Source organism: Cyanobium sp. LEGE 06113 (assembly GCF_015207615.1).
In genome coordinates, this window is the sequence record NZ_JADEWM010000002.1 from 125,835 (window position 1) to 149,715 (window position 23,881).

At 70.2% G+C, this 23,881-nt stretch carries 32 protein-coding genes, 1 other RNA gene and 1 pseudogene; 21 read left to right on the forward strand and 13 right to left on the reverse strand.

Annotated features, from left to right (window positions below; translation table 11 throughout):
- Window positions 1-246 precede the first annotated feature (246 nt).
- Window positions 247-1,131 (forward strand): TIGR04168 family protein, encoded by an 885-nt coding sequence (locus tag IQ220_RS04665; RefSeq protein ID WP_370566323.1) that lies wholly within the window; start codon window positions 247-249, stop codon window positions 1,129-1,131.
- The gene (locus IQ220_RS04670) at window positions 1,125-2,201 is read left to right on the forward strand and encodes a hypothetical protein (protein WP_193913337.1); all 1,077 of its coding nucleotides are present in this window, start codon (window positions 1,125-1,127) and stop codon (window positions 2,199-2,201) included. The genes IQ220_RS04665 and IQ220_RS04670 overlap by 7 nt, the downstream gene beginning before the upstream one ends.
- A gap of 71 nt (window positions 2,202-2,272) precedes the next feature.
- On the opposite strand, the gene IQ220_RS15600 is transcribed toward IQ220_RS04670, so the two are convergent.
- Complete coding sequence (locus IQ220_RS15600; RefSeq protein ID WP_228008862.1) at window positions 2,273-2,545, reverse strand: hypothetical protein; 273 nt, start codon at window positions 2,543-2,545, stop codon at window positions 2,273-2,275.
- Between IQ220_RS15600 and IQ220_RS04675 the strand changes: the two genes are divergently transcribed.
- Window positions 2,544-3,284 carry a glycoside hydrolase family 104 protein gene (locus IQ220_RS04675; protein WP_228008863.1) on the forward strand — a complete coding sequence of 247 codons (741 nt, stop codon included), beginning with the start codon at window positions 2,544-2,546 and terminating at the stop codon, window positions 3,282-3,284. The two genes, IQ220_RS15600 and IQ220_RS04675, sit on opposite strands and share 2 nt — an antisense overlap.
- Window positions 3,285-3,307: 23 nt before the next feature.
- Here IQ220_RS04675 and IQ220_RS04680 read toward each other — a convergent pair whose 3' ends face one another.
- Window positions 3,308-4,141: a TPM domain-containing protein gene (locus tag IQ220_RS04680; protein ID WP_186699475.1), complete on the reverse strand. Its 834-nt coding sequence runs from the start codon at window positions 4,139-4,141 to the stop codon at window positions 3,308-3,310.
- A gap of 47 nt (window positions 4,142-4,188) precedes the next feature.
- Between IQ220_RS04680 and IQ220_RS04685 the strand changes: the two genes are divergently transcribed.
- From IQ220_RS04685 to IQ220_RS04720, 8 genes are all read left to right on the forward strand, one after another.
- The gene (locus tag IQ220_RS04685) at window positions 4,189-5,397 is read left to right on the forward strand and encodes a class I SAM-dependent methyltransferase (RefSeq protein WP_370566324.1); all 1,209 of its coding nucleotides are present in this window, start codon (window positions 4,189-4,191) and stop codon (window positions 5,395-5,397) included.
- Between the two features lie 93 nt (window positions 5,398-5,490).
- Window positions 5,491-5,865 carry a cation:proton antiporter subunit C gene (locus IQ220_RS04690; RefSeq protein WP_193913652.1) on the forward strand — a complete coding sequence of 125 codons (375 nt, stop codon included), beginning with the start codon at window positions 5,491-5,493 and terminating at the stop codon, window positions 5,863-5,865.
- Window positions 5,866-5,875: 10 nt separating this feature from the next.
- Window positions 5,876-7,438, forward strand: a complete 1,563-nt coding sequence (locus IQ220_RS04695) for a proton-conducting transporter membrane subunit (protein ID WP_193913341.1) — start codon at window positions 5,876-5,878, stop codon at window positions 7,436-7,438.
- Between the two features lie 11 nt (window positions 7,439-7,449).
- Window positions 7,450-7,830: a Na+/H+ antiporter subunit E gene (locus IQ220_RS04700; protein WP_228008864.1), complete on the forward strand. Its 381-nt coding sequence runs from the start codon at window positions 7,450-7,452 to the stop codon at window positions 7,828-7,830.
- On the forward strand, window positions 7,821-8,069 hold the full coding sequence (locus IQ220_RS04705) for a hypothetical protein (protein ID WP_193913344.1): 249 nt from the start codon (window positions 7,821-7,823) through the stop codon (window positions 8,067-8,069). The genes IQ220_RS04700 and IQ220_RS04705 overlap by 10 nt, the downstream gene beginning before the upstream one ends.
- Entirely contained in the window at window positions 8,066-8,383 is a 318-nt protein-coding gene (locus tag IQ220_RS04710) for a monovalent cation/H(+) antiporter subunit G (RefSeq protein ID WP_193814832.1), read from the forward strand. Before IQ220_RS04705 ends, IQ220_RS04710 begins: the two co-directional genes overlap by 4 nt.
- Window positions 8,384-8,388: 5 nt before the next feature.
- Window positions 8,389-8,973 (forward strand): hydrogenase subunit MbhD domain-containing protein, encoded by a 585-nt coding sequence (locus IQ220_RS04715; protein WP_193913346.1) that lies wholly within the window; start codon window positions 8,389-8,391, stop codon window positions 8,971-8,973.
- A complete protein-coding gene (locus tag IQ220_RS04720) occupies window positions 8,970-9,632 on the forward strand; it encodes a Na(+)/H(+) antiporter subunit B (protein WP_193814830.1) in 663 nt (220 codons plus the stop codon). The genes IQ220_RS04715 and IQ220_RS04720 overlap by 4 nt, the downstream gene beginning before the upstream one ends.
- Here the strand turns inward: IQ220_RS04720 and IQ220_RS04725 are convergent.
- The gene (locus tag IQ220_RS04725) at window positions 9,629-10,294 is read right to left on the reverse strand and encodes an SDR family oxidoreductase (RefSeq protein WP_193913348.1); all 666 of its coding nucleotides are present in this window, start codon (window positions 10,292-10,294) and stop codon (window positions 9,629-9,631) included. The genes IQ220_RS04720 and IQ220_RS04725 overlap by 4 nt on opposite strands.
- A 163-nt stretch (window positions 10,295-10,457) precedes the next feature.
- On the opposite strand from IQ220_RS04725, the gene IQ220_RS04730 reads away from it, so the two are divergent.
- Window positions 10,458-11,186 carry a class I SAM-dependent methyltransferase gene (locus IQ220_RS04730; protein WP_193913350.1) on the forward strand — a complete coding sequence of 243 codons (729 nt, stop codon included), beginning with the start codon at window positions 10,458-10,460 and terminating at the stop codon, window positions 11,184-11,186.
- Window positions 11,187-11,227: 41 nt separating this feature from the next.
- Complete coding sequence (locus IQ220_RS04735) at window positions 11,228-12,736, forward strand: Rieske 2Fe-2S domain-containing protein (RefSeq protein ID WP_193913352.1); 1,509 nt, start codon at window positions 11,228-11,230, stop codon at window positions 12,734-12,736.
- 43 nt (window positions 12,737-12,779) lie between these two features.
- On the opposite strand, the pseudogene IQ220_RS16005 reads toward IQ220_RS04735, so the two are convergent.
- Window positions 12,780-12,863, reverse strand: a pseudogene (locus tag IQ220_RS16005) (nitrogen fixation protein); the annotation flags it as partial.
- Window positions 12,864-13,054: 191 nt separating this feature from the next.
- Between IQ220_RS16005 and IQ220_RS04745 the strand changes: the two are divergent.
- On the forward strand, window positions 13,055-13,393 hold the full coding sequence (locus IQ220_RS04745; protein WP_193913354.1) for a hypothetical protein: 339 nt from the start codon (window positions 13,055-13,057) through the stop codon (window positions 13,391-13,393).
- Here IQ220_RS04745 and aroB read toward each other — a convergent pair.
- The 6 genes from aroB to IQ220_RS04770 all read right to left on the reverse strand — a co-directional run bounded on the left by aroB (window position 13,366) and on the right by IQ220_RS04770 (window position 17,547).
- Window positions 13,366-14,523: a 3-dehydroquinate synthase gene (aroB, locus tag IQ220_RS04750; protein ID WP_193913654.1), complete on the reverse strand. Its 1,158-nt coding sequence runs from the start codon at window positions 14,521-14,523 to the stop codon at window positions 13,366-13,368. The two genes, IQ220_RS04745 and aroB, sit on opposite strands and share 28 nt — an antisense overlap.
- Window positions 14,524-14,548: 25 nt before the next feature.
- Entirely contained in the window at window positions 14,549-15,382 is an 834-nt protein-coding gene (locus IQ220_RS04755) for a bile acid:sodium symporter family protein (protein ID WP_193913356.1), read from the reverse strand.
- A gap of 64 nt (window positions 15,383-15,446) precedes the next feature.
- Window positions 15,447-15,695 (reverse strand): hypothetical protein, encoded by a 249-nt coding sequence (locus tag IQ220_RS04760; protein ID WP_193913358.1) that lies wholly within the window; start codon window positions 15,693-15,695, stop codon window positions 15,447-15,449.
- Window positions 15,674-16,408, reverse strand: a complete 735-nt coding sequence (ppk2, locus tag IQ220_RS04765; protein ID WP_370566325.1) for a polyphosphate kinase 2 — start codon at window positions 16,406-16,408, stop codon at window positions 15,674-15,676. The genes IQ220_RS04760 and ppk2 overlap by 22 nt, the downstream gene beginning before the upstream one ends.
- Complete coding sequence (locus IQ220_RS15605; protein WP_228008865.1) at window positions 16,402-16,569, reverse strand: hypothetical protein; 168 nt, start codon at window positions 16,567-16,569, stop codon at window positions 16,402-16,404. Before IQ220_RS15605 ends, ppk2 begins: the two co-directional genes overlap by 7 nt.
- An 81-nt stretch (window positions 16,570-16,650) precedes the next feature.
- Window positions 16,651-17,547 carry a M23 family metallopeptidase gene (locus IQ220_RS04770; protein ID WP_370566326.1) on the reverse strand — a complete coding sequence of 299 codons (897 nt, stop codon included), beginning with the start codon at window positions 17,545-17,547 and terminating at the stop codon, window positions 16,651-16,653.
- 63 nt (window positions 17,548-17,610) lie between these two features.
- Between IQ220_RS04770 and IQ220_RS04775 the strand changes: the two genes are divergently transcribed.
- On the forward strand, window positions 17,611-17,820 hold the full coding sequence (locus tag IQ220_RS04775; protein ID WP_193913360.1) for a hypothetical protein: 210 nt from the start codon (window positions 17,611-17,613) through the stop codon (window positions 17,818-17,820).
- Here the strand turns inward: IQ220_RS04775 and recQ are convergent.
- Entirely contained in the window at window positions 17,804-19,687 is a 1,884-nt protein-coding gene (gene recQ / locus IQ220_RS04780) for a DNA helicase RecQ (RefSeq protein ID WP_193913362.1), read from the reverse strand. The genes IQ220_RS04775 and recQ overlap by 17 nt on opposite strands.
- Before the next feature lie 75 nt (window positions 19,688-19,762).
- On the opposite strand from recQ, the gene IQ220_RS04785 reads away from it, so the two are divergent.
- The 4 genes from IQ220_RS04785 (at window position 19,763) to IQ220_RS04800 (ending at window position 22,800) form a co-directional block, all read left to right on the forward strand.
- Window positions 19,763-20,668, forward strand: coding sequence for a carbohydrate ABC transporter permease (locus IQ220_RS04785; RefSeq protein WP_193913365.1), 906 nt, complete (start codon window positions 19,763-19,765; stop codon window positions 20,666-20,668).
- 104 nt (window positions 20,669-20,772) lie between these two features.
- Complete coding sequence (locus tag IQ220_RS04790) at window positions 20,773-21,990, forward strand: 5-(carboxyamino)imidazole ribonucleotide synthase (protein WP_370566346.1); 1,218 nt, start codon at window positions 20,773-20,775, stop codon at window positions 21,988-21,990.
- Window positions 21,991-22,044: 54 nt separating this feature from the next.
- A non-coding RNA gene (gene ssrS / locus IQ220_RS04795) (6S RNA) lies at window positions 22,045-22,228 on the forward strand.
- 98 nt (window positions 22,229-22,326) lie between these two features.
- Window positions 22,327-22,800 carry a hypothetical protein gene (locus IQ220_RS04800; protein ID WP_186699523.1) on the forward strand — a complete coding sequence of 158 codons (474 nt, stop codon included), beginning with the start codon at window positions 22,327-22,329 and terminating at the stop codon, window positions 22,798-22,800.
- Here the strand turns inward: IQ220_RS04800 and IQ220_RS04805 are convergent.
- Window positions 22,782-23,060, reverse strand: a complete 279-nt coding sequence (locus IQ220_RS04805) for a DUF2103 domain-containing protein (protein WP_186699525.1) — start codon at window positions 23,058-23,060, stop codon at window positions 22,782-22,784. The two genes, IQ220_RS04800 and IQ220_RS04805, sit on opposite strands and share 19 nt — an antisense overlap.
- Window positions 23,060-23,350, reverse strand: coding sequence for an ATP-dependent Clp protease adapter ClpS (gene clpS, locus IQ220_RS04810; RefSeq protein WP_193913367.1), 291 nt, complete (start codon window positions 23,348-23,350; stop codon window positions 23,060-23,062). The genes IQ220_RS04805 and clpS overlap by 1 nt, the downstream gene beginning before the upstream one ends.
- A 64-nt stretch (window positions 23,351-23,414) precedes the next feature.
- On the opposite strand from clpS, the gene petN reads away from it, so the two are divergent.
- Together petN and IQ220_RS04820 are read left to right on the forward strand one after the other, a co-directional pair.
- Window positions 23,415-23,516 (forward strand): cytochrome b6-f complex subunit PetN, encoded by a 102-nt coding sequence (gene petN, locus IQ220_RS04815; protein ID WP_186699529.1) that lies wholly within the window; start codon window positions 23,415-23,417, stop codon window positions 23,514-23,516.
- Between the two features lie 72 nt (window positions 23,517-23,588).
- Window positions 23,589-23,849 carry a hypothetical protein gene (locus IQ220_RS04820; protein ID WP_186700904.1) on the forward strand — a complete coding sequence of 87 codons (261 nt, stop codon included), beginning with the start codon at window positions 23,589-23,591 and terminating at the stop codon, window positions 23,847-23,849.
- Window positions 23,850-23,881 lie beyond the last annotated feature (32 nt).

Below are 23,881 nucleotides of genomic sequence, written 5' to 3' on the forward strand. Positions count from 1 at the left end.
AACCGGGTTCCCCATGGGGCTGGATCAGCCAGCCTAGAGAGTGCAGTCAGCCGCCACTGGTTTCAGCCTGGCCAAGAACCAGCCGTTCGATCGCCAGCTCGCGGATCATCTGCACGATCGCCAGTCATTGGCCTTGCCAGGGCGTGCACCCGCAACTGCTTCGAGGCGTACGGATGTGTGTGCTGTGGGCGCCCCTGAAAACCAAGCGGCACCCCTACTGGCCAGGATGGGCCCGCCTAGGTAGTGGTGGATGCCTGTTCTGCGTCTGGCCGTGGTGGGAGATCCCCACGCGCCTGGGATCAAAGCGATCACAAGCTGCTGGAGCTGCTGCGCCCCGATGCGGTGCTGGTGGTGGGTGATCTCAGTGATGGCTGCCCCGAGATCCCGGCTCGCCTGAACCGGCTGCCCCTGCCCCTGGCCTGTGTGCTCGGCAACCACGACGCCGGCAGGGATGCCTCAGGCCGCACCCTGCTGCGCCAGATCGCCTGCCTGGGGGAGCTGCACTGCGGCTGGGGCCTGCGCCAGCTGGAGCCGCCGGGGGTCGCCGTGGTGGGTGCCCGCCCGGGCACCGCCGGCGGTGGCTTTCACCTCTCCCGCGCCGTGCTGGCGGCCTTCGGGCCGATGACCCTCCAGGACTCCGCTGATCGGATCACTGCCGCCGCCCTCGCCGCTGACCCGGCCCTGCCCCTGGTGCTGCTGGCCCACTGCGGCCCGGCGGGCCTGGGCAGTGGCGTCGATGACCCCTGCGGTCGCGACTGGAAGAAGCCCGCCTGCGACTGGGGCGACCAGGACCTCACCCTGGCGATCCGCCAGATCCGGGTCCATCGTCCTGTGCCCCTGGTGGTGTTCGGCCACATGCACCACGCCCTGCGCCGGGGCCAGGGCCATCGCCGCAGCCTGGCGGTGGACCGCGAGGGCACCATCTATCTCAATGCCGCCTTTGTGGCGCGCCACGGCCACGACCTGGCTGGTCGCGCCCTGCGCCACTTCTCCTGGGTGGAACTCGAGCCCCTGGGCGGCGGCGGTGCCCTGGTGCGCCGGGCCAGCCACCACTGGTATGGGCTCAATGGCTGCCTCCACTACGAAGAGGTGCTGCACCAGGCGGCTCCGGCTCCGGCCGTGCCGTGCTGATCTACGCCTGCATCAGTGCCCACGGCTTCGGCCACGGCTCCCGCAGCGCGGCGGTGCTGGCGGCACTGCAGCGGCTCAGGCCCCACTGGCGGCTGGTGCTCTCCACCGCCCTGCCGCCCTCCTTCCTGGCCACGGCCTTTGCGCCGCTGGCCGTGCAGCACCGACCCTGCCGCTGGGATGTGGGGGTGTTGCAGGCTGACGCTCTGGGCTCCGATCCCGCCGCCACCCTGGTGGCCCTCGAGCAGCTGGAGGGCCAGCTGCCCGCCCAGCTGGAGCGGGAGGCGGCCTGGCTGCTGGCCCAGAGGGAGCCCGTGCTTGTGATCGGTGACGTTCCTCCGGCGGCAGCCCTGCTGGCCGAGGCGGTGGGGGCCCCCCTGATCTGGCTGGCGAGCTTCGGCTGGGATGTGATCTACCGGCCCTTCGGCGGCCCCTTTGAGGCCTGGGCCGAGCACTGCCTGGCCCTCTACCGCCGCGGCGATCTGCTGCTGGAGTGCCCCCTGGCCATGCCGATGCCCTGGGACATCCCACGCCGCCGCATCGGGCTGACAGCCGGCGAGCCCCGCCTGGAGCTGGAGGGCCTGATGCGGCAGCTGCAGCTGCCGGACGAGCCGGACCGCTGCGCCCTGCTCACCTTCGGCGGGATGGGCCTGGCGCTCGATCCAGCCCTGCTGGGCCTCTGGCCCCAGTGGACCTTCCTGGGCCACGACCCTGCCCTGGCTGAGGCGGACAACGGCCGGGTGCTGCCGGCGGAGGTGCGGCCCCTGGAGCTGATGCGCCATTGCTCGCGCCTGATCACCAAGCCGGGCTACAGCAGCTTCTGTGAGGCCATGAGCCAGAACGTGGGCATCCACCTGGTGCACCGGGATGGCTTCGCCGAGGCGCCGGTGCTGGAGCAGGCCCTCAGGCGCCACGGCCAGCACCGCCTGCTCAGCCGCGCCGACCTGCTGGCGGGCCGTTGGCAGCTGGATCAACCCCTGCTGCCGCCCTCCGGCCAGCCCCTGCCACAGGACGGTGCCGGCAGCGGAGCCCTGGCCATCACCGAGCTGGCGGAGCAGCGTGGCCTGGGCTGATCAGCAGATCCGATCGTTGACGCCGGCATGATCGGCTCTGCTGTTACTCAGAAGCAGGCAAATTCGCTCCCTCACAGTGTTTTGAACTGTTTGGTGCCGTCAATCACCTGAGTGGACGCTTGTGCGATTGGCACTGATAGCAACAGTTTCGGGCCAGCGGTCGCCAAATTGCTGCCCGTAATGTTGTTTTCGCATTTGGTTTTGTCCTTCGCCAAAACAACGAACGCTCTGCTGGTCGCATCGTTCTCCCTGCTTGCCACTCCCCTTGCCCTGCTTGAGGCTCGGCCCGCCCAGGCCACGGCCACGACCCTGGGCACGGTGCTGAGAACCGGCAGCAGCACCATGGTGATTCCTGCCCCGCTGCGCAGCCAACCGCAGCAACGCCAGGCCCAGCCTCAGCAGCAGCCCACCCAGGTGCTGCCCCATTCCCTGGCTCTGTCGGTGCCCCTGCCGCCCCCGACCGCCCGGGTGTTCGCGCTCACCCCCGAGCGCCGGGCTCTGCTCAACACGATCCGCTTCGCCGAAGGCACCTGGGCCGGCGGCCACGACAAGGGCTACCGGATCATGTTCGGCGGCAGCCTGATGGCGTCTCTGGATCGCCACCCCAACCGGGTCAACCGCACGGCCCGCTACGCCAGCGCCGCGGCCGGGGCCTACCAGTTCATGCCGCCCACCTGGGCGATGGCCTCCCGCGCCATCGGCTTCCGGCTCCACGGCCCCAACGCCTTCGGTCCAGCGGTGCAGGACCAGGCCGCCATCTACCTGATCCAGCGCCGCGGCGTGCTGCAGCTGGCTGACCAGGGCCAGTTCACCCCCTACCTGGCCCATCGCCTGGCGCCGGAGTGGGCGTCGTTCCCCACCCTGGCCGGCCACAGCTTCTATGGCCAGCCGGTGAAGCGCTTCCATGAACTGCGCCGCTTCTACGAGCAGAACCTCAGCGAACTGCGGGCTCAATACGCCCTCAACAACACCGTGGCGGTGGTTCCCGAAACGCCGCCCAAGCCCCCTTGTCTGCCCGCAGATTCGCTGCGCTGTCAGCTGGAGGCCCTGGATGAGATCGGTCCCCGCAGCACCGGGGTCTGATCGACGGCTGGCGCCGCGGCTGATCAGGTTTCGTCAGGCTTGATGCGGTTGCGGCCCACGGTGTTCTGGGCGATCAGATACGCCGCCGCGATCGCGCCGGTGAAGCCCATGGCGTTGCGCAGCAGGGGCAGCAGGTCGTCGGTGCGGGTCACGATCGGGGCCACGCCGAAGATGCCGAACAGGATCACCCACAGGGGCGAGAGCAGCAGCACCCAGGCCCACTCCACCCGGCGCCCCTCATGGCGCGGGTAGGCGGCAAAGCCCACGATCAGCCCCCCCACGATCGAGGTGGCCAGGGTCAGCACCCACTGCTCGTTGGGCAGGCCGGGCACCACCTGGCAGCCGCCACGCTCCAGGCAGGTCTCCACGGCGGCGAGGGCATCGACGATGGCACCGTCCTCGCCGTGGTCGCGCACGTAGTACTGGTTGCCGAAGCGCGTCTGCAGCTCCACCCAGTAGGTGCGCGGCATCAGGGCGAACAGGGCATCGCCCACGTTGAAATTGAGCAGGTTGCCGCCGCGGGGGTCGGCCACCAGCAGCAGGCTGCGCTCATCGAGATTCCAGAAGTCGCGCACCGCCAGCCCCGGCGTGCGCTCGTACTGGGTGAGCACCCGCAGCTTCCAGCCGCTGTCGGCCTCGAAGCGGCTCAGGTGCTCCTCGAGGTCGGCCCGCTGGCCATCGGTGAGGGCCCGGGCCAGGTCGATCACCGGGGTGGGGTGGTCGGGCAGCAGCTCCGGGTTGTCGTAGGCCATGGCTGGAGCCACGCCCACGCCCACCACGGCTCCCACCATGGTGCCGAGCAGCAGCACCAGCGCCGCCAGGGTCGCCGCGGCCCGTGTTGCCAGAACCCTGCCCATGCGCCTGTCTCCGAGAAGATGCATTCTCCCCGAGCCCAGCTCCGGCCGTGACGGATCCCGCTGCCCCCTGCCCCGCCTGGCTGGCCCAGCGGCTGCGCGCAGCCGCTGGGGCGGTGCCGTTCAGCACCTTCATGGCCTGGGCCCTGCACGACCCCGAGCACGGTGCCTACGGCGCTGGCCGGCTGCGCATCGGCCCCGGCGGCGACTTCGCCACCGCCCCCTCGCTGGGGGGCGACTTCGCGGCTCTGCTGGCACCCCAGGTGGCCGATTGGCTGGCGGCCCTGGGGCCTGGGCCCCTGGCCCTGGTGGAGGCGGGCCCCGGCGAAGGATCCCTGGCCCTGCAGCTGGCCCAGGCGCTGCAGCTGGGCTGGCCCGATCTGGCCGCCCGCCTCACCCTGGTGCTGGTGGAGCCCAATGCGGGCATGGCGGAGCGCCAGCGCCAGCTGCTGCAGGCCTCGCCCCTGCCCTGCCGCTGGAGCGACTGGCCCGAGCTGGCCCAGGCGCCCCTGCGCGGCGTGGTGCTGGCCCATGAGGTGCTCGATGCCCTGGCCGTGGAGAGGGTGGAGTGGGACGGGGCGCTCTGGCGCCAGCAGCAGGTGCGGCTCCGGGATGAGCACCCGGCCCAGCCCCTGCTCGTGCTGGAGCCCGGCGGGCCCCTGCCGCCCCAGGCGGCGGCATCCCTGCGCGCCCTTGGCCTCGATCCGCCTGGGGCCCAGCGGGGGCCCGGCTGGTGCACGGAGCTGCACCCGGGCGTCGGCCCCTGGCTGGCGGCCTGCGGCCAGGCCCTGGAGGCGGGCCAGCTGCTGGTGATCGACTACGCCCTGGAGGCGTGGCGTTACTACGCTCCGCAGCGCTCGGCTGGCACCCTGATGGCCTACCGCGGCCAGCAGGCCAGCCAGGATCCGCTGCAGGAGCCCGGCGCCTGGGATCTCACTGCCCACCTCTGCATCGAGAGCCTGCAGGCCGAGGCCAGGGCCGCCGGCTGGCGGACCCTGGGTCAGTGTCGCCAGGGGGAAGCCCTGCTCGCCCTGGGCCTGGCGCAGCGGCTGCACGGGCTGCAGCAGGGCCATGGCGCCGGCCTGGCGGCCCTGCTGGCCAGCCGCGAGGCCCTGCTGCGCCTGGTCGACCCCCACACCCTCGGCGACTTCCGCTGGCTGGCCTTCAGCCGGGGGGCTCTCCCCGAGGCCGTGGAGCCACCTCTGTTTCTGCGGGAACCCGGCGGGTTCGGGGGGGAAGCGCTCCTCCGGAGCGCATGAGCCGCGGGCGGGATCGCTGCAAAAAGCCTCTGGCAGGGCCAGGTTCCAGCGGGAAGCGGTTACTGTCAGTCGCGCCCGGGAGTCCCCCCCCTGATCGACACCTTCCGCCTGCTGGAAGCCCTTGTTCTGGGTGCACTCCTGGCGGGACTGCTGGGACTGATCGGCCGCAACAATCTCTTCCTCAAGGCCCTGGCCATGGACGTGATGGGCACGGCCGCCGTGGCGCTGTTCGTGCTGGTGGCGGCCCGCAGCGGTCTGCGCACCCCCATCGTGGCCAACCCCGACAGCCTCGACACGATCGGAGCCTGGGCCGATCCGATCCCCCAGGCCGTGATCCTCACCGCCATCGTGATCGGCCTTTCGATCCAGGCCCTGCTGCTGGTGGTGATCACGCGCCTCTCGGCGGTGGATCCCCTGCTCGAGGCCCTCAGTTTCGAGCAGCCCGAGGCCCAAGAGCCGTGGCGATGAGGGGTCTGTGATGTCCACCACCACCGTCACCCTGCTGATCGCCTGGCTGCTGTTCCCCTTCCTGGGGGCCTTCCTGGCGGCGCTGCTGCCCTCGCTGGCCCGCTGGCTCGCCCTCGTCTGCGCTCTCAGCACCACGGCGGTGGGCGTGCTGCTGTTCCCGCTCAGTGCCCCCTGGGCGCTGGAGCTCACCGGGCCCCTGGGGGTGTTGCTGCAGGCCGATGCCCAGGCGGCTCCCTTCCTGCTGCTCAATGGCCTGGTGGCCCTGGCCGTGCTGCTGGACAGCTGGCGGCGGCAGCCGCCGGGGCCGTTCCTGCTGCTGGTGATGGTGCTGGTGGGAGGGCTCAATTCGGCCTTCCTGGCCGTGGATCTGGTGAGCCTCTACGTGGCCCTGGAGGTGGTGGGCGTCACGGCCTTCCTGCTGATCCTGCAGAAGCGGCAGCCCCAGCAGCTCTGGATCGCCCTGCGCTACCTGCTGGTCAGCAACAGCGTGATGACGCTGTACCTGGTGGGTGCCGCCCTTCTGTATCTGCAGACCGAGAGTTTCCGCCTCAAGGCCCTCTCCAGCCCGGCCATGGAGCCCCGCAGCCTGGCGGTGGTGGTGGCCCTGCTGCTGGTGGGCCTGCTGGCCAAGTCCGGGGTGTTCCTTTCGGGCCTGTGGCTGCCCCGCACCCATGCCGAGGCGCCCTCTGAGGTGTCGGCGCTGCTCTCGGGGGCCGTGGTGGCCGGCGGACTCTGCCCGCTGCTGCGCCTCTCCAACCAGCTGCCCCAGCTGCAGCCACTGCTGCTGGCGATCGGCCTGGCTAGTGCCCTGCTCGGGGTGATCTACGCGCTGGCTGAAACCGATCTCAAGCGCGTGCTGGCCTGGAGCACCCTGGGGCAGGTGGGCCTGGTGATCATCAGCCCGGTCACGGGGGGTGTCTATGCCCTCGCCCACGGCCTGGCCAAGGCCTGCCTGTTTCTGGTGGCCGGGCGCGCCGGCAGCCGGGATCTGAGCCGCTGGCGGCAGCAGCCGCTGCAGGCAGGGCTGGCCCTGCCCCTGCTGCTGGCCTCGCTCTCGATCGCCGGAGCGCCCCTGCTGCTGGGCTACTGGACCAAGACCCAGCTCAACGCCGAGATCGCCAGCCAGCTCTCCCCCCTGCTGGAGCGTACCCTGCTGGTGGCGAAGGTGGGCACGGCCGCCGTCTACGCGAGGCTCTGCTGGCGGCCGATCCGCTGGCAGGGGCCCTGGCCTTCCGCAGGAGTGGGGCTGCTGCTGCTGCTGCTGGTGGCCCTCGGCCTGCTGCAGGGGCCCCTGCCCTCCCTGGGGGGTGCCCTCAAGGCGCTGGCCGTGATCGCCGCAGGTGTGGGGGTTCACGCTGGCCTCAGCCGGGTGGCCCAGGCGCTGCGCCGGCGTCGCCAGGCAACGGCCAGCCCGGCCCCTGATCTGGCCCCCGGCCCGGTTCTGGATCCGCCTCCCCTGCCGCTGCCGCTGCCCGATCTGGAGCGACTGCAGGAGCTGCTCGGCGGCATCGCCGTGGTGGGTGCCGCCCTGGTGGCCGCCCTGATGCCGAGGGAGGCGCTATGGCCCGGCTGATCACGGTGGCGATGAGACTGCTGATCTGGTGCCTGCTCAGCGGCGATCTGAGCACCACCAACGTGGCGATCGGCCTGGCGGTGGCCCTGGCCCTGCCGATGGGGCGCAGTCGCCACGTGCCGCTGCGCCAGCTGCTGAGCCAGTTGCTGGCCAGCCTGGTGGCGATCCCGGTGGCCTATGGCGAGGCGTTCACCCTGCTGTTTCTGGGCTCGCGGCTGCAGGGCAGGGTGGAGCCCTCGCCGGTGAGGGCCCATGGCTCGGCCCTGCTTACCTTTCTGGAGGTGTTCCGCATCACCCTCACGCCGCTCACGATCGCGCTTGGGGTGGAGCGGGACGGGCGGGCCTACCGGGTGCACCGCATGGCAAGGCCGGAGGGCAAGCCATGGGCCTGATCCTGCTGGGCATGGTGCTGGCCCTGCTGCTGCCGATCCTGGTGGCCTGCAATTCCACGGATGTCTGGCATCGGCTGGCGGCCTTCGCGAGTGTGTCCACCAAGGTGGCGATCCTGATGCTGGCGGTGTCGGTGGTGCGTGACGACTGGATGCTGGGCATCGTGGGCGTGATCGTGCTCAGCGTGGGCAACTCAGCGGTGATGCTGCTGGCCAACCTGCTGCGGGGGGTGGACCGATGAACCTCAGCGTTGTGAGCATGGTGCTGCTGCTCAGTGGCCTGGTGCTCTGGTTCTCCGGCACCTGGCCCCTGCTGGGCCGCTCCAGCTTTCTGCGCAAGCTCCACTACCTGGGCATCGCCGACACCCTCGGCTCGGCCCTGATGCTGGTGGGCCTGCTGCTGCGCTTCGTGCCGGAATGGCCGCTGCTGCTGCTGGCGCTGCTGTCGCTGGTGGTGTGGAACACGATCTTCGGCTACGTGCTGGCCAGCTGCTCCCAGCCCCTGCCGCTGCCCCCGGCCAAGGGCCCCGAGACGGCGTCCGGAGATCCGTCTTGAGCTCCATGGACTTCACCCTCACCAGTGACGCGGCCCTGCTGCTGCCGATCACGGCGCTGTTGCCGCTCACGGCGATCCTGCTGGTGGCCCAGTCGAACCCCTACCAGACGCTGGTGATGCGGGGCATCCTCGGCGCGGTGGCGGCCCTGATCTACGCCCTGCTCGGTGCCGCCGATGTGGCCCTCACCGAGGCCCTGGTGGGCACCCTGCTCTCCACCACGCTCTATGCCGTGGCCCTGCGCTCCTCGATGGTGCTGCGGCTGGCCCTGCCCGGTGGGGCGCTGCCGCCCGAGGCGATCAGCCAGCGCTTGCGGGCCTGGCTGGAGCCGCTGCACCTGCGCCTGGAACTGGTGCCCCTGCCCCAGGCCGGTGAACCCGGCCTGCACGGCCGCCTGATCCGCCTGGAGGCCGAGCCCTCCTATGCATTGCTGCTGCATCGTCCCCAGCTGCTGGAGCATCTGGCCGCTCTGCCCGGGGCCACCAACTGGCGCCAGGAGGGCCACCGGCTGGAGCTGATCCGCTCGGAGGGACCGGAGCCAGCGCCGGCGCCTAAGGGTGGCAGCGCCCCCCCCGGAGAGGTGGCGCCATGAACTGGGTCTATGCCCTGGCCGCCGTGCTGCTCTGTCTGTCACCCCTGGCGCTGGCCCTGCCCGATCCGGCCCCGATCGACCAGGTGCTGGAGCTGCTGCTGCGCACCGGCGATGTGCCCAACCTGGTGGCCACCGTGATCCTCGAGACCCGCCTCTACGACACCGTGTCGGAGGTGGTGGTGTTCACCCTGGCCTCGATCGGCGTGCGCTGGATCTTCAGCGGCGAGCCCAGCCAGCGCCGCATCCGCGGCCTGCAGGACGCCCCCTCGGTGGTGCTCTGCCAGTTGGGGTCAACGGTCTGCGCCCTGGTGGCGGTGGAGCTGGCCCTGCGGGGCCACCTCTCGCCGGGCGGCGGCTTTGCGGCCGGCGTGTCCGGCGGAACGGCGATCGGCCTGCTGCTGATCAGCGGCTCGGTACGGCTGGCGGATCGCCTCTACCGGCGCTACCGGGCCGACCTGTGGGAAAAAGCCGCGGTGGTGGCCTTCCTGCTGGTGGCCCTGCTCAGCCTGGAGGGGGTGGTGCCCTGGGGCAGCGGCAGCTTTGGCACGATCGACAGTGGCGGCTGGATCCCCCTGCTCAACGTGCTGGTGGCCGTGAAGGTGACCCTGGGCTCCTGGGCCATGGTGCAGCTGCTGGTGCGCTACCGGGGCCTGCTCTAGCTGGCGGCGAGCCAGGCGGCCAGCGGCTGGGGTGGTTGATCCTGGCTGCTGGTGATCTCCACGATCTGCCCCACCGACGCCGGGGTGTCGAGGCAGTCGAGGCAGACGCGGGCCACCAGGCGCCTGGGGATGCTGTTGCTCTCCTGCTGGTCGGGGCCGCTGAACACCACGCCCTCGCTCTCGAGGCCCTCGTCACGCTCGCTCAGCCCCCCCGGCCGCACGACGGTCCAGGCCAGGCCGCTCTGCTCGAGCCAGTGCTCCCCCAGCCGTTTCCACAGCAGGATCAGCCCGAACAGGTTGAGGGGATGCAGCAGCCGGCCGGCGCAGAGCGAGCTCACCAGCACCACCCGGTTCACGCCCACGGCGGTGCAGGCGCCGATCTGCTCACGCACCCCGAAGGCATCCACCTTGAGCGGGCCGGCCAGGTCCACCGAGGGCCGGGCGCCGGTGGCGATCACCAGGGCCTCGCAGCCGGCCAGGGCCCGCTGCAGCGCTCCGGTATCCCCCAGTTCGAGCCGCACCACATCCGCCCCCTCCAGCCCTGCGGGCAGCTGGGAGGCGGGCCGCACCAGGGCCTTCACCTGGTGGCCCCTGGCCAAGGCCTCCTGCACCACCCGCCAGCCGGTCTTCCCGGAGGCTCCGCTCACGGCAATCGTGGCCATTCCGCACACCCGATGAATCGGCCATGACCTTAAGCAGCCTGCCGCGAAGGCAGGCAGGCCTTCTGGCAGGGAGGCGCTCACTTGACCGCTTAAATTCGAAATGGCATGGAAGGTGAGAAGTCAGACGCTGATGGCGGGACAGTCCCAAGACCTTGGTGATCTTGTGGCGCTGTCGGAACGCTGTTTCGACCGGAACCGCCATCCCCTCTGCGGCAAGGCGGATGTTGTGAACGCCCTGGGTTGGGCGAATGGCTACAGCCGTTACCTCGAGATCGCCACACCCACCACAGGCGGGCGGTTCGCGGCCGTGTGCCGCCGCCAGTTTGTGCATTGCCGCCGCGTTCTCTACAACGCTCCGGCCGACTTCTCGGACGGGCTGCCTGTGCACCACCGCCAGGAGGGTGACGAGGGGGCCAGCTGTCTGCAGCGCGTTGTCGCGGCCGGTAAACGCTTCGATGTGATCTTCATCGATTCGCATCACACCTACACGGCATCCAGCCTGGATCTCCACTACGCGCTCCGCCTGTTGAGCCCTGGCGGAGTGATCGTGGTGCATGACTGCAATCCCCCCGACCCTGCGCTGGTGTGCCCCGAGCCTCGCCCGGGGGAATGGATGGGCCAGACGTACCTGGCCTTTCTCGATGTGGTGAGCCGGCGCCATGCTCTTGATTACTGCGTGGTCAACACCGACTGGGGTGTCGGGCTGATCTGGCAGGCCGTTGACCTCTCCCCACACCGCTTTGCCGCTCTTCCGCCACGCCCTGAGCTGATCGGGGTGGATCTCCGATGCTGGGAAGACTTTTCCCGCCACCGGAGAGCTCTGCTGCGGCTGATCAGCGTCCGCCGCTTTCTGCGCGTGTTCGCAGGCCTGCGCCTGCCTGATCCCGGATGACGATGCGGCCGCGCCATCATCCGGCAAGCCAATTCCAGCCCATGGCTTCCTCCGGCACGCTTCCAGTCAGCACCCTCGGGCCCACCCCTGGCGTCGAGCAGGAGAGCTGGCGTCAGCACTGGCAGCAGCGCTGGTATGCCGTGGCCTATCTGGACGATCTCGATCGCTCCAGGCCCACGCCCTTCACCCTGCTGGAGCAGGACCTGGTGCTCTGGTGGGACGCCGGGGCCGAGCAATGGCGCGCCTTTGCCGATGTGTGCCCGCACCGGCTGGTGCCCCTCAGTGAGGGGCGGCTCAATGGCCGCGGAGAGCTGGAGTGCCCCTACCACGGCTGGAGTTTCGACGGCAGCGGTCACTGCACCGCCATCCCCCAGGCCGACGCCGCCCAGGCCAGCAACGCCTGCGCCAGTGCCCGCTCGAGCTGCGGTGTGTTCGCCACGGCTACCGGCCAGGGGCTGCTGTTTGTATTCGCGGGAGAGGCGGAGCTTGCGGGCCAGCGTCCCCTGCCCCTGGTGCCCAGCCTGGAGGAGCCCGGCTGGCTGGTGCAGGACACCTTCCGGGATCTGCCCATGGATGCCCTCACCCTGCTGGAGAACGTGCTGGATGTGAGCCATGTGCCCTTCACCCACCACCGCACCGTGGGCCGGCGGGAGAACGCGGCGCCGGTGGAGGCCCTGATCACCAGTGAGGGCGCCGAGGGTTTCACGGCCACCTGGGAGGAGGGGCCGCGCCGGGGCAAGCTCGGCAGCCAGTTCACCACCTTTGCGGCGCCGGGCCTGATGTGGCACGACCTCACCGCCAAGGGCTTTGCGCGCATCCTCACGGTGGTGTACGCCACACCGATCCGGCCGGGGGAATGCCGCCTGTTCGCCCGTTTTCCGTTCCAGTTCGAGTCGGCATTGCCCAGGCTGCTGCTGCCCTTGCGGCCCCGCTGGCTGCAACACCTGGCCAACCACATCGTGTTGGAGGACGACCAGGTGTTCCTGCACGCCCAGGAGCGGCGGCTGCAGCAGCGCGGTGGCCGCTCAGCCTTCACCCAGGCCTGCTTCCTGCCCACCAGCTCGGATGTGTACGTGCGGGCCCTGCATGCCTGGATCGAGAACCACGGCGGCGAGCCCTTCCCCGGCCGCTCCCTGCCGCCCCGGCTCGGTGGTGAGGCCCTGATGGAGCGGCAGCAGGCCCACACGAGCCACTGCCGGGCCTGCTCCGGTGCCCAGCGCGGCCTGCGCCGGCTGCGGCCCTGGCTGCAGCTGTTCACGGGCCTGGCTCTGGTGTCCACGGCCGCCCTGGGCGGAGCGGCCCTGGCCGGAGCGCCCCTTGGTGGGGGCCTGGGCCTGGCTGCTGGCTGGCTGGCCTGCGTCGGCGCGGGGCTGCTGAGCCTGGCTGGTTGGCTGGGGCTGGCTCAGGTTCAGCGTTGGGAGCTGGGCCTCAGCCGAGGGGCAGGCCTTCCCCCCCGAAACGCTCCGGAGCCGGCTCGGCGAGGGTCTCCTGCCGCAGCGGCTGCTCCTGCCGATCGAGGATCCGCGCGCGCACAAGATCCCGTGAGGTGATCCGGTAGCCGAGGGTGCGGGCGGCGAGCACCAGCTCAGGCTCGCTGCGGCAGTGGCTCAGGGCGCGGCGCAGGGCGTCGTCGGCCTCGGCACTCTCCACCAACCGTTCCAGTTCACTCCAGCTCATCGCCGATCGCGCCTCTGGGGGGCTGCTGCGTGGGCCTCTCCACCTTGCCCGCGGTGGGCGGGAACAGCAAGGTTCCGCCCGTTACCGATGATTCCCTGGCTCTGACCGATCAGACGTGCTGATTGCCAGGCCGCCGGGGTTGGCAAGGGCTGAGGTCTCGCTAAGCAGAGGAGGCAGGGCGAGGGGTTTGCATGGATCGCTTTCCGCCCGACACCGGGGATGATCAACCGATCACACCCCATGCGGCGCCCATCCTTGATGTGGAGGGCCAGCTCACCTACATCGGCGATGACGGCCGCCGCTACGTGGTGGGGTTGCCCCCGGAGGCGGATGAGGAGAGCGTGGAGCGGGTGATGGCCACCCTGCGCCGCGGTGCCGGCCTGTTCCAGCAGATCGAAGACCTCTGCCATCGCTGGATCCACGAGGTGAGCGGCGCCGAGCTCGAATCGCGTGCGGCCCTGGTGCTGCTGCTCACCACCCTGGAGACGGCCCTGGAGGAGGACTATCCCGAGAGCAGCTCCGACCCCTGAGCGCAGGCCCGCAGGGCCTCGAGGATGGTGTCGCGTTCCACGTCGTCGCGGATCTCCACGCTGCCGATTACCGTGGGCAGCACGAAGCGCAGCCGGCCCTCGAGCACCTTCTTGTCGCCCTGCAGGCAGCGCAGCACGGCCTCGGGGTCCAGCGGTGGCCACTGCCTGGGCAGACCGGCGGCGTCGATCAGGGCCAGCTGGCGGGCCTGGTCGGCTGGGCTCCAGAGCCCCATCGCCACGGCGATCTCGCCGGCCGCCGCCATGCCGATCGCCACGGCCTCGCCATGCAGCCAGGTGCCATAGCCACAGAGGGTCTCCACCACGTGGCCGAGGGTGTGGCCGTAGTTGAGGATCGCCCGCAGGCCGCCCTCGCGTTCGTCGGCCGCCACCACGCGGGCCTTGGCGGCGGCGGAGCGCTCCAGCAGGGTGTGCAGCAATTCGGCGCCCACCGCCTCGCGGCTGGCCAGGGCGGTGGCGGGCTGCTGCCGCGCTGCCGTTTCGAGGGCGTCGAACAGCCCGGGATCGCCGATCACGCCGTACTTGATCACCTCGGCCATGCCGGCCCGGAACTCCCGCTCCGGCAGGGTGCTGAGCACCAGTGGATCGATCAGCACCAGACGCGGCTGGTGGAAGGCGCCGATCAGGTTCTTGCCGCCGGGGTGGTTGACGCCGGTCTTGCCGCCGATCGCCGCATCCACCATCGCCAGCAGGGTGGTGGGCACCTGCACCACGGCGATGCCCCGCAGCCAGGTGGCGGCGGCGAAGCCGGCCATGTCACCCACCACGCCACCGCCGAGGGCCACGATCAACGAGCCGCGCTCCAGTCGCTGCTTGAAGGCAGCGTCGTGGATCAGGCCCACGGTGGCGGGGGTTTTCTGGTCTTCCCCGGCTTCGATCACCAGCCGCTCGGCGGCCAGGCCGGCCCGCTCCAGGCTGGCCAGCACCGTGGCGCCGTAGGGGCGGTCCACATCGGGGTTGGTCACCACCAGCACCTTGGTGCCGGCCTTCAGGCCCAGCTGCCGCAGCCGCTCGCCCAGCTGGGCCAGGCAGCCTTCGCCGATCACCACCGGGTAGGGGTTGGTGCTGAGCTCCACGGCGATGGTGCGGATCGCGGCGGGGGTGGCGGCCATGGGCGAGGGCGGGGGTGGGGCGAGGCTAGGGCTCATGGGGTTGGCGGGATCGAACGCCGCCAGGCCAGAAGGGAAGGCTGTTGGCCGAGAGCCCCAGATCCGAGCCGGAGGCCTCCAGCAGCAGGGCGCCCACCGCGATTCCCACCGTGCCGTTCTGGAAGCCGCTTTCGATCGCCACCGTGCTCACCTGGCTGGCGGGCAGGCGCAGCCCCTGGGCCACGGCCGTGCCGATGGCCAGCATGCCCACGTTGAGCGTCAGCAACACCGGCCCCAGCGACGCCAGGTTGTCGATCAGGGTCTGCCATTCGGCCAGGATCGTGACCGCCAGAATCAGCCCGAACAGCCCGGTGGCGATCCGCTCGGCGGGATGCTCCCAGCGCCTGGCCAGTGCGGGTTGCCGCTGCCTCAGCAGCACCCCCAGCAGCACCGGCAGGGTGGTCATCAGACCCATCTTCAGGCCGAGGCCGGTGATGCTCACCGCCGGCAGGGCCGTGCCCATCAGGGCCCGCCCCCCCAGGCTCAGGATCGGCGGCAGGGTGAGCGTGGTGAACAGGCTGGCCAGGGCCGTGAAGGAGATCGAGAGGGCCACGTCACCCCGTGCCAGGCGGGTCATGACGTTGGAGGTGATCCCCCCCGGGCAGCAGGCCAGCACCAGCACCCCCACGCCCAGCTCCCCCGGCAGGTTGAACAGGCGGATCAGCCCGAAGGCCACCAGGGGCAACAGCAGCACCTGAGCGATCACCCCAGCCAAAAGCGGCTGGGGCCGGCGCAGGGCCAGGCCGAAATCCGCCGGGGTGAGTGAAATCCCCAGGGCAACCATGATGAAGGCCAGCGCCAGGGGAAGGACAACGGTGACCATGCCGGCCGGTGACGTCCGGGGATTCTGAGCCGGGGCGACACGGCAGCAGCAGCAGCATCGGTGTCTAAACCGAGTTGCTGGGCGCAAGCTGCGCTGGAGGCAGAAACCGGCGGATGAAGAGGTCCATCGGTGTGGGGCCGCAATGGGGCTGCCAGGCGGCTTCAGGCGAGCGCCGCCAGCACTGCACCAGCAGCTGGGCTGGGCCGGCCTGCACCAGCAGGATCCGGTAGCGGTACGCCGCATCGGCGGCCTGCGCTGGACTGCTGAGCACTTCAGCCCGTGCCTGGGTGCTCAGAGCTGGGCTGAAGGACATCCTGTTGAACGGGTTGAACGGCACGAGCCTGCCTGCAGCGCCGCTGAGGCGAGCTGATCAGTTGTCGATGAACAGCGAATGGGCCGTGCGCACGACCCGTGGATTGGGCTCACAGGCGACGCCTGGTCTTTGTGCTCGTAGTCCAGGGCATGGAGGACGCTGCGGATGGCGCCGAGGCGGGCCCGTTTCTTCTCGTTTGAGTTGACGATCGTCCATGGCGCCACGAGGGTGTCGGTGGCGAGCAGCATCTCGTTGCGGGCTTCGGTGTAGGCGTCGTACTTCGCCACACTGGCTTCGTCGATGGGCGAAATCTTCCACTGCTTGAGCGGATCGTCGCGTCGATCGTCGAAACGCAGTTTCTGCCTGCCCTGCGACACGGTGAACCACATCTTGAACAGCCTAATTCCACTGCTCACGAGGGACTGCTCAAAGCCGGGAACCTGGCGCAGAAACAGGGCGTGCTGCTGCGGTGTACAGAAGCCCATCACCTTTTCGACGCCGGCCCGATTGTACCAGGACCGGTCGAACATCGTGATTTCTCCCGCTGCTGGCAGGTGCGGAACATAGCGCTGGAAGTACCACTGGGTTGCTTCGGCATCGTTGGGTTTGGCCAGCGCCACATGTTCACTGCCGCGTGGATTGAGGTGTTCGCGGAACCGCTTGATCGATCCACCCTTGCCCGCCGCATCGCGACCTTCGAACAGGATCACCACGCGCTCTCCGACAGCTTGATGTGACGCTGCGCCTTGAGCAGTTCAATCTGGAGCGATTCAAGGTCGCGCTTGTAGTGCTTCTTCTCGATCGTTTCGGCGTAGGGCAGATTGTTCTGCATCTCCTCGATCGACTGAACGGCTGAGGGGTGCTGCTTGCTCATGAGGGTGGCGAACGTTGCTTGGATATGAAATCGACGTGATCCAGCGGGTGAAACCTGTGATGCAACCCGATCACCTTTGCCCTAATGGCCAGCAAACTGCTGGCCCTGCCGAAAAGCTCGTATTGGAGCCGCTCCTGAGCGGCCATCAATGGGCTGGGTTGGCGCCTCTGTTGCCAGTGTGCCCCCGCTCGGGGCTGCCGGCAGCAGCGGCGTGGGATCCACCGCCACCAGCCCCTGGGGCTGACGTTGCCGCAGTTCCAGGTGCAGATGGGCCGTGCTGGCGTAGCCGCTCTGGCCCACCAGGCCCACGGTCTGACCCGCCGTCACGCTGTCGCCGGCCACAAGGCGGGTACGCAGCAGGTGGGCGTAGAGGCTCGACCAGCCGCCGCCGTGGTCGATCAGCACCGTGAGGCCGTAGCCGCTGATCTCCGCCACCCGCTGCACCGTTCCCGGCAGCACCGCCAGCACGGCGGTGCCCTCCGGCGCGATCAGATCCAGCCCGATGTGCATGCGCCAGGCGCCCCGCGCCGCGGAATAGCGCCAGCCCCAGGGGGCCTGCTCCGAGGCGGCCACGGCCAGGGGGTAGTGCAGGGGGCCGGGGGGCTGGGATGCGCTCGGGGTTGGATCGGTCGGCAGCTGCTGCAGGGCGAGATCGCCGACGGGAACCTGCTGGGGCACCAGCTCCGGGCGTTCGGGTTTGGTGGTGGCATCTCCAGCTGGCTTGGGCTCCGGCGTGCGGGTGGGTTCGTCCGTGGGGGCGAGCGTGGTGCTGGCTCCACTGGCTGAGTCGGGAATGGGTGCTTCCAGGGAGGCCTGCGGTCCGACCGGTGGCGGAGGCAGGGGCTGATGAAGTGGCGGGTGCAGTGGCGCCGCGGCGCTGGCCTCACCCAGCAGGCTGCACAGCACCAGGCTCCACAGCGGCAGGCCCCACAGCGGCTGGCAGACGGGCAGCATCGATCCGATGGCGGCGGCAGCCACCGCGTTGTACCGCCTCCGCTGCGCTGGGGCCCGCGTCTAGTTTTCTCCCACTGAGAGGCCGGCATGAACCAGACCGTCAAAGGCATCACCTACGTGAGTGTGTGGGTGCTGCTCTGGGGCACCGCCTCCTCCCTCGCCGACTTCGTGCTGCTGCAGCGCGGCACCTACGAGACCGGCACCAGTGGCCAGCTGCTCACCTTTGCGGCCTACGGCATCGCCGCCCTGGTGATGGGGGTGCGCCTGTCGGGGCGCTTCCTCAAGACGGAGGACTGACTCCCTCACTCCCCCCTTCCGCCTGCTGCCGCAGCACCGCCAGCAGCGCTTCCCCGTAGCGCTCCAGCTTGGCGGCGCCGATGCCACTCACCTGGCCCAGTTCGTCGAGGCTGCTGGGCTGGCGCACGGCCAGCTCCAGCAGGGTGCGGTCGTGGAACACCACGTAGGGGGGCACCGCCTGCTGGCGGGCCTGGTCGCGGCGCCACAGCTTCAGGGCCGCCACCAGGGCCGGATCGGCCCCCTCGGCGTCGAGTTCGGGCCGTTGCCCCCCAGCTCCACGGCCGTCTCCGGCCCGGCCGCTGCGGCGCCGTTCCTTCTGGGGGGGCGGCAACGGCAGTGCCAGGCTGGCCTCCCCCCGCAGCAGGGGCTTCACCAGGGCCTCGGCGCCGAAGCAGAGGCCGCCGTGGCCGTCGGGGCTGGGCTGCAGGTAGCCGGCGCTGGTGAGCTGGCGCAGCAGGGTGCGCCACTGGCTGCGGTCGAGTTCCTGGCCGATGCCGTGCACGCTCAGCTCCTGGTGGCCCAGCTGGCGGATCCGCTCGGTGTTGCCCCCCAGCAGCACATCCACCACGTGGGCGGCGCCAAAGCGCTGGCCGGTGCGGTACACCGCTGAGAGGGCCTTGCGGGCCGGCTCGGTCACATCCACCCGCGCCTGGGGTTCGAGGCAGCCATCGCAGTTGCCGCAGGGCTCCGCCAGCGCCTCGCCGAAGTGCTGCAGCAGCACCTGGCGGCGGCAGCCGGGTGCCTCGGTGAAGCCGATCAGGGCATCGAGCTTGCCGTGTTCGATGCGTTTCTGGGCTTCGGGGGCGTCGGAGTCGTCGATGAAGCGCCGCAGCTGGGGCACATCGCCCGGGCCATGCACCATCCAGGCCTCCGCCGGCAGCCCGTCGCGGCCGCCCCGGCCGGTCTCCTGGTAGTAGGCCTCCAGGCTCTTGGGCAGGTCCAGGTGGGCCACGAAGCGCACGTCCGGCTTGTCGATGCCCATGCCGAAGGCGATCGTGGCCACCACCACCACGCCGCTGCCGTTGCGGAACTGCTGCAGGGTGCGGCTGCGCGCCTCGGCCTCCATGCCGGCGTGGTACGCCAGCGCCTCGTAGCCCGCCGCCCGCAGGTCTGCCGCAAAGCGGTCCACCCGGGCCCGGGAGCGGGCATAGACGATGCCCGACTCGCCCCGGTGCTGCTCCAGAAACTGCAGCAGCTGGCCCTTGGCGTCGTCCTTGGCCCGCAGCAGGTAGCGGATGTTGGGGCGATCAAAGCTGGCCAGGAACACCCGGCCGCTCTCCAGCCGCAGCCGCGCCACGATCTCCTCGCGGGTGCGGGGGTCGGCGGTGGCGGTGAGGGCCAGCCGCGGCACCCGGGGGAAGCGCTCCGCCAGCACCGCCAGCTGGATGTACTCGGGGCGGAAATCGTGGCCCCACTGCGACACGCAGTGGGCCTCATCGATGGCGAACAGGGCCAGGGGCAGGGCCGCCAGCCGCTCCAGCAGATCGCCCCCCAGCAGCCGCTCCGGCGACACGTAGAGCAGGTCGAGCTGGCCCTGGCTGAGCTGACGCCACACCGCGCTGGCCTCCGCGGCCGTGAGCGAGGAGTTGAGGGCCGCTGCCCGCACCCCCGCCTGCTGCAGGGCCTCCACCTGGTCCTGCATCAGGGCGATCAGGGGCGACACCACCACCGCCACGCCGGGCAGGCAGAGGGCCGGCACCTGATAGCAGAGGGATTTGCCGCCACCCGTGGGCATCAGCACCAGGCCGGAGCCGCCGCCCAGCACGTGGCGCACGATCTCCTCCTGGGGCCCGCGGAAGCTGGCGTAGCCGAACACGTGCCGCAACACGGCCATCGGATCGGCAGCTGGCCGGTCTGGCTGCACCATGGCGCTCAGGGGGCTGCTTGCTGCGGAAGCATCGGTCACGGCATCTTCCACAATGGCCCCATCCCGTGGGCCGTGATGGCGACTTCACCCGCGAAACCCGCTCCCCGGGCCCCCGGCCATCGGGCCGCCTGGGGCTTTCTGGCTCCGGCCCTGCTGCTGATCAGCCTCTCGGTGCTGATCCCGGCGGCGATGGCCCTGGTGATCAGCTTCACCGAGACCGGCCTCGACGTGAGTGAGCCCCTGCGCTTCGTGGGGCTGGCCAACGTGCGCCGCCTGCTCACCGATCCGATGTTCTTCCGGGTCACCGGCACCACCTTTCTCTATCTCATTGGTGTGGTGCCACCGGTGGTTCTCGGCGCCCTGGCCCTGGCCGTGCTGGTGAACCGCCAGATTCCCGGCATCCACTGGTTCCGGGCCGCCTTCTACACGCCGGTGCTGGTGTCGATCGTGGTGGCGGCCATCGCCTTCCGCTGGCTCTATGCCGAAAACGGCCTGATCAACGGCTGGCTGGGGGCCATGCTGGGCGACGCCTTCAGCCCGATCGGCTTTCTCACCTCGCCGCTGCTGGCCCTGCCCTCGGTGATGCTCGTGACCCTGTGGAAGGGGCTCGGCTACTACATGGTGATCTTCCTGGCCGGCCTGCAGGGCATCTCGGCCGACCTCTACGAGGCCGCCGCCCTCGACGGCAGCGAGGGCTGGCGCAAGCACGTGGACATCACACTGCCGCTGCTGCGGCCCTACATCACCCTGGTGGCCGTGATCTCGGCGATCGCCGCCACCAAGGTGTTCGAGGAGGTGTTCCTGATGACCCAGGGCGGCCCCGCCGACTCCACCCGCACGATCGTGTACTACGTGTATGAGCAGGCCTTCTCTGAACTGGAGATCGCCTATGCCTGCACGGTGGGCCTGGCCCTGTTCCTGATCGTGCTGGTGCTGAGCCTGATCCGCTTCGCCTTCGCCGGCGACCAGGGCCTCACCTGAGAAAAGGCCCAGCCCCCCGGCGCCCTAACCTTGTCTTCATCTTTTCGGGCGGGGCCTGGGCGGTTCGTTCCAGGCCCCTGGACCCGTCGTTGCCGCCCGTGTCCGTGCTCCCGTTGAAGGCCGAAACCCTGGCCACGATCGCCCCCGAGGGTGAGGCGCGGATCGGCGTGGTGGGGGGCGGCCAGCTGGCCTGGATGCTGGCCTCTGCCGCCGCTGAACTCCACATCCCCCTGGTGGTGCAGACGCCGTCGCCGGATGATCCCGCCAGCCGCCTGGCCTCTGCTGTGGTGCTGGGCGATCCCGGCGATGGTGCTGCCCTGCGGCGGCTGGCCGGCGCCTGCAGCGCCGTGACCTTCGAGAACGAATGGGTGGACCTGGAGCTGCTCTCCCAGCTGGAGGCCGAAGGTGTGCGCTTCGTGCCCAGCGTGGCGGCCCTCGCCCCGCTGGTGAGCAAGCGCAGCCAGCGGCAGCTGCTGCAGCAGCTCCAGCTGCCCGCCCCCGCCTGGTTCGACCTGGCCGATCTGCTCCCCGCAGCACCCACTCCCGGCCCGCCGCAGCTGCCCGCCGGCTGGTCGTTTCCGCTGATGGCCAAGGCCGCCACCGGCGGCTACGACGGCAAGGCCACCCTGGTGCTGCGGGACGCCGATGAGCTCGCCGAGCTGCTCGAGAGCGTGGACCCGGCGGACTGGATCGTGGAGCGCTTCGTGGCCTTCGAGATCGAGCTCTCCCAGCTGGTCTGCCGCGATGACCAAGGCGCCGTGCGCTCCTATCCGCTGGTGCAGACCCACCAGCACCACCGCGTCTGCGACTGGGTGCTGGCGCCCGCCGACGTGCCCCACGCCGTGCAGGCCTTCGCCCGCAACATCGCCGTGTCCCTGCTCACGGCCATCGACTACGTGGGCGTGCTCTCGATCGAGTTCTTCTATGGCCCCGAAGGCCTGCAGATCAACGAGATCGCTCCCCGCACCCACAACTCCGGCCACGTGACGATCGAGGCCGCCCACACCAGCCAGTTCAGCCAGCAGGCCCGCATCGTGGCCGGCCTGCCCATGGGCGAGGTTGAGCTCAAGGTGCCCGGCGCCCTGATGGTGAACCTGCTCGGCTACGAGCGCTCCAGGGCCAGCTATGCCCAGCAGCGCCGTGCCCTGGCCGCCCTCCCCGGCGCCAGCCTGCACTGGTATGGCAAGCAGGGGGCTGCGCTCGGCCGCAAGCTCGGCCATGTGACCCTGCTCCTCGATGGCGCCACCGCCGCAGAACGCAGGCGGCAGGCGCGCCATGGCCTCGAGCAGGTGCGGGCGATCTGGCCCAACCCCAGCTATTGAGTTTGTCGTCTTGCGTTGAGGGGCTCGGAAACCGGCCCAAGGCCCTAAGCTTTCTGCGGACTGCCTTGTTGGTGACTGCCTTTTACAGTTTTCTGATCTGACTCCTCTTTCGACATGGGGAGTCTGCGGCGGAAGCGACGTAAACCGGCCTCGTAGCCGGAAATGAAGCCCCGCTCCTGACACCCCTTCTGGTAACTCCAGGTCGAACACTGGGGCAAAACGGCACGGCGGTCCATCCTCTTCCTCTCCCTCGGCGCTTACGGGCCCGGGGGTTTTTGCTGTCAGGTCTGGTCGATCAGCCGCCAAGGTGGGAGGGTGTGGACGCAGCCAGCCGTGATGGACCCCTCAGCCTCCGTTCAGCCGCCGGCACCGACCTTCCAGGAGGCGTTCATCGCCCTCCTCTCCCTGGCTCCGGGGCCCGTGTTCCCGAGGGCCAGGCAGCTCTACCTGCGCAAGTACCCCCTCGAAGGCTCCCCCGCCCAGCTGGAGGCCCAGGCCTCCCAGAGCCGCTTCCGCAGCTTCCTGCTCCAGGAGGAGATCCAGGAGGGCAGCGACGGGGTCTACCGGGTGCGGGCTGCCGCCTTCGCCGTGGTGCACTGGCATGCCCCCCAGACCAACCCGGCCGATTACCTCACCTATCTGCGCCAGCGCTGGCTGCTCGAGCCGGAAGACCTGGAGCTCCAGAGCGACCAGTGGTTCCGCGGCGGTGGGGCCTATGCGCGCTTCACGGCCCCGGCGGTGTATGAGCGCCAGGGGGCAAGCCAGCTGCGCCTGAGCCTGGCCCAGGCGCCTCACCCCTCCAGCAGCTGATCCACCAGGGCCTGCAGCTGCTCGCCGCTGCAGGTCGTCACCACGAACACCTCCTGGGCACTGGAGCCCCGCCGCGCCACCAGCTTGTGGCCCCCCCGGATCGGCGTGGACACCCGCAGCCGCAGGTTCGGACTGCGGCCCTTAACCCTGCTGATTACGGCGGGGGTCACCGTGTCGATGCGGGGCAATCTGGCCAGGCGCCGCAACAGCGGGATCAACCCCTCCAGGTAGGTGCTGTGGGTCACCACGACCCGGCCCATCAGTCCCGCTCCAGTGGAGCCATGGTGAGGCCCTCGGCCCCCAGTTGCTGGTGGTAGAGCTCGGCCTGCTCCTGGGGACCGCTCCACACCACGGCTGAGCCCTCGCCGTCGATGCGCTGGGCCAGGTCCCAGGCCTGGTCGGGCTGCATCCCCGGGATGAAGCGCACCAGGCACTCCACCACGTGCTGGAAGGTGTTGACGTCGTCGTCGAGCACCACCACCCGATAGTTGGGGTAGGGCTGACGCACCAGTTGCCGCTCGCGCACGGCAGTCGGGGACGAACTCACCATGGTGATGACCTGTCCGGAGTGGGTGGAGCCTAGGTACACTGCCGCTACGCCACGCGTTTCCACCATGCTGATCACCCTGGGCTGGGCCTCCCTGGCTGCCCTGTTCACCTTCTCGATCGCCATGGTGGTCTGGGGCCGTCACGGCGACAACAGCATCAGCTTCTGATCGCCCAGCCCATGGGCCGCCGCTGGGGCGTCTGCCCTTGCCCCCTTCTCGACCCCCGACCCTTCCCTTCCGGTGGCTGATCTGCCCTTCAGCAGCACCCAGCTCCTCGCTGGCGTTGCTTCCGCGTTGCTGCTGTTTGTCAGTCTCGGCGTGGTCTATCTCTCCACCGTCGAGTGGCGCGATCGACGCCGCCGCCGCCGCGACAGCTCTGCAGCACCGCTCAAGCCCGGTGCCCGCAGCAAAGCCGCCAAGTCCGCCAGCAGCGGCAAGGCCTCGTCCGGCATCAGGGCCGGCCGCCGTTCCAGCAGCAGCGGCAGCCCACCCCGGTCGTGACGCCATCCCCACTCCTGCGCTCCGCCGCAGCG

Excerpts from the sequence above, each read along its gene's own strand:
- IQ220_RS04675 (WP_228008863.1), top strand. The coding sequence starts at position 2,544 with ATGGTGATTCCTGCCCCGCTGCGCAGCCAACCGCAGCAACGCCAGGCC.
- IQ220_RS15600 (WP_228008862.1), bottom strand. The coding sequence starts at position 2,545 with ATGGTGCTGCTGCCGGTTCTCAGCACCGTGCCCAGGGTCGTGGCCGTG.
- IQ220_RS04680 (WP_186699475.1), bottom strand. The coding sequence starts at position 4,141 with ATGGGCAGGGTTCTGGCAACACGGGCCGCGGCGACCCTGGCGGCGCTG.
- IQ220_RS04695 (WP_193913341.1), top strand. The coding sequence starts at position 5,876 with ATGTCCACCACCACCGTCACCCTGCTGATCGCCTGGCTGCTGTTCCCC.
- IQ220_RS04700 (WP_228008864.1), top strand. The coding sequence starts at position 7,450 with ATGAGACTGCTGATCTGGTGCCTGCTCAGCGGCGATCTGAGCACCACC.
- IQ220_RS04705 (WP_193913344.1), top strand. The coding sequence starts at position 7,821 with ATGGGCCTGATCCTGCTGGGCATGGTGCTGGCCCTGCTGCTGCCGATC.
- IQ220_RS04710 (WP_193814832.1), top strand. The coding sequence starts at position 8,066 with ATGAACCTCAGCGTTGTGAGCATGGTGCTGCTGCTCAGTGGCCTGGTG.
- IQ220_RS04715 (WP_193913346.1), top strand. The coding sequence starts at position 8,389 with ATGGACTTCACCCTCACCAGTGACGCGGCCCTGCTGCTGCCGATCACG.
- IQ220_RS04720 (WP_193814830.1), top strand. The coding sequence starts at position 8,970 with ATGAACTGGGTCTATGCCCTGGCCGCCGTGCTGCTCTGTCTGTCACCC.
- IQ220_RS04725 (WP_193913348.1), bottom strand. The coding sequence starts at position 10,294 with ATGGCCACGATTGCCGTGAGCGGAGCCTCCGGGAAGACCGGCTGGCGG.
- IQ220_RS04735 (WP_193913352.1), top strand. The coding sequence starts at position 11,228 with ATGGCTTCCTCCGGCACGCTTCCAGTCAGCACCCTCGGGCCCACCCCT.
- IQ220_RS04745 (WP_193913354.1), top strand. The coding sequence starts at position 13,055 with ATGGATCGCTTTCCGCCCGACACCGGGGATGATCAACCGATCACACCC.
- aroB (WP_193913654.1), bottom strand. The coding sequence starts at position 14,523 with ATGGCCGCCACCCCCGCCGCGATCCGCACCATCGCCGTGGAGCTCAGC.
- IQ220_RS04755 (WP_193913356.1), bottom strand. The coding sequence starts at position 15,382 with ATGGTCACCGTTGTCCTTCCCCTGGCGCTGGCCTTCATCATGGTTGCC.
- IQ220_RS04760 (WP_193913358.1), bottom strand. The coding sequence starts at position 15,695 with ATGTCCTTCAGCCCAGCTCTGAGCACCCAGGCACGGGCTGAAGTGCTC.
- IQ220_RS15605 (WP_228008865.1), bottom strand. The coding sequence starts at position 16,569 with ATGAGCAAGCAGCACCCCTCAGCCGTTCAGTCGATCGAGGAGATGCAG.
- IQ220_RS04775 (WP_193913360.1), top strand. The coding sequence starts at position 17,611 with ATGAACCAGACCGTCAAAGGCATCACCTACGTGAGTGTGTGGGTGCTG.
- recQ (WP_193913362.1), bottom strand. The coding sequence starts at position 19,687 with ATGGTGCAGCCAGACCGGCCAGCTGCCGATCCGATGGCCGTGTTGCGG.
- IQ220_RS04785 (WP_193913365.1), top strand. The coding sequence starts at position 19,763 with ATGGCGACTTCACCCGCGAAACCCGCTCCCCGGGCCCCCGGCCATCGG.
- IQ220_RS04800 (WP_186699523.1), top strand. The coding sequence starts at position 22,327 with ATGGACCCCTCAGCCTCCGTTCAGCCGCCGGCACCGACCTTCCAGGAG.
- IQ220_RS04805 (WP_186699525.1), bottom strand. The coding sequence starts at position 23,060 with ATGGGCCGGGTCGTGGTGACCCACAGCACCTACCTGGAGGGGTTGATC.
- clpS (WP_193913367.1), bottom strand. The coding sequence starts at position 23,350 with ATGGTGAGTTCGTCCCCGACTGCCGTGCGCGAGCGGCAACTGGTGCGT.
- petN (WP_186699529.1), top strand. The coding sequence starts at position 23,415 with ATGCTGATCACCCTGGGCTGGGCCTCCCTGGCTGCCCTGTTCACCTTC.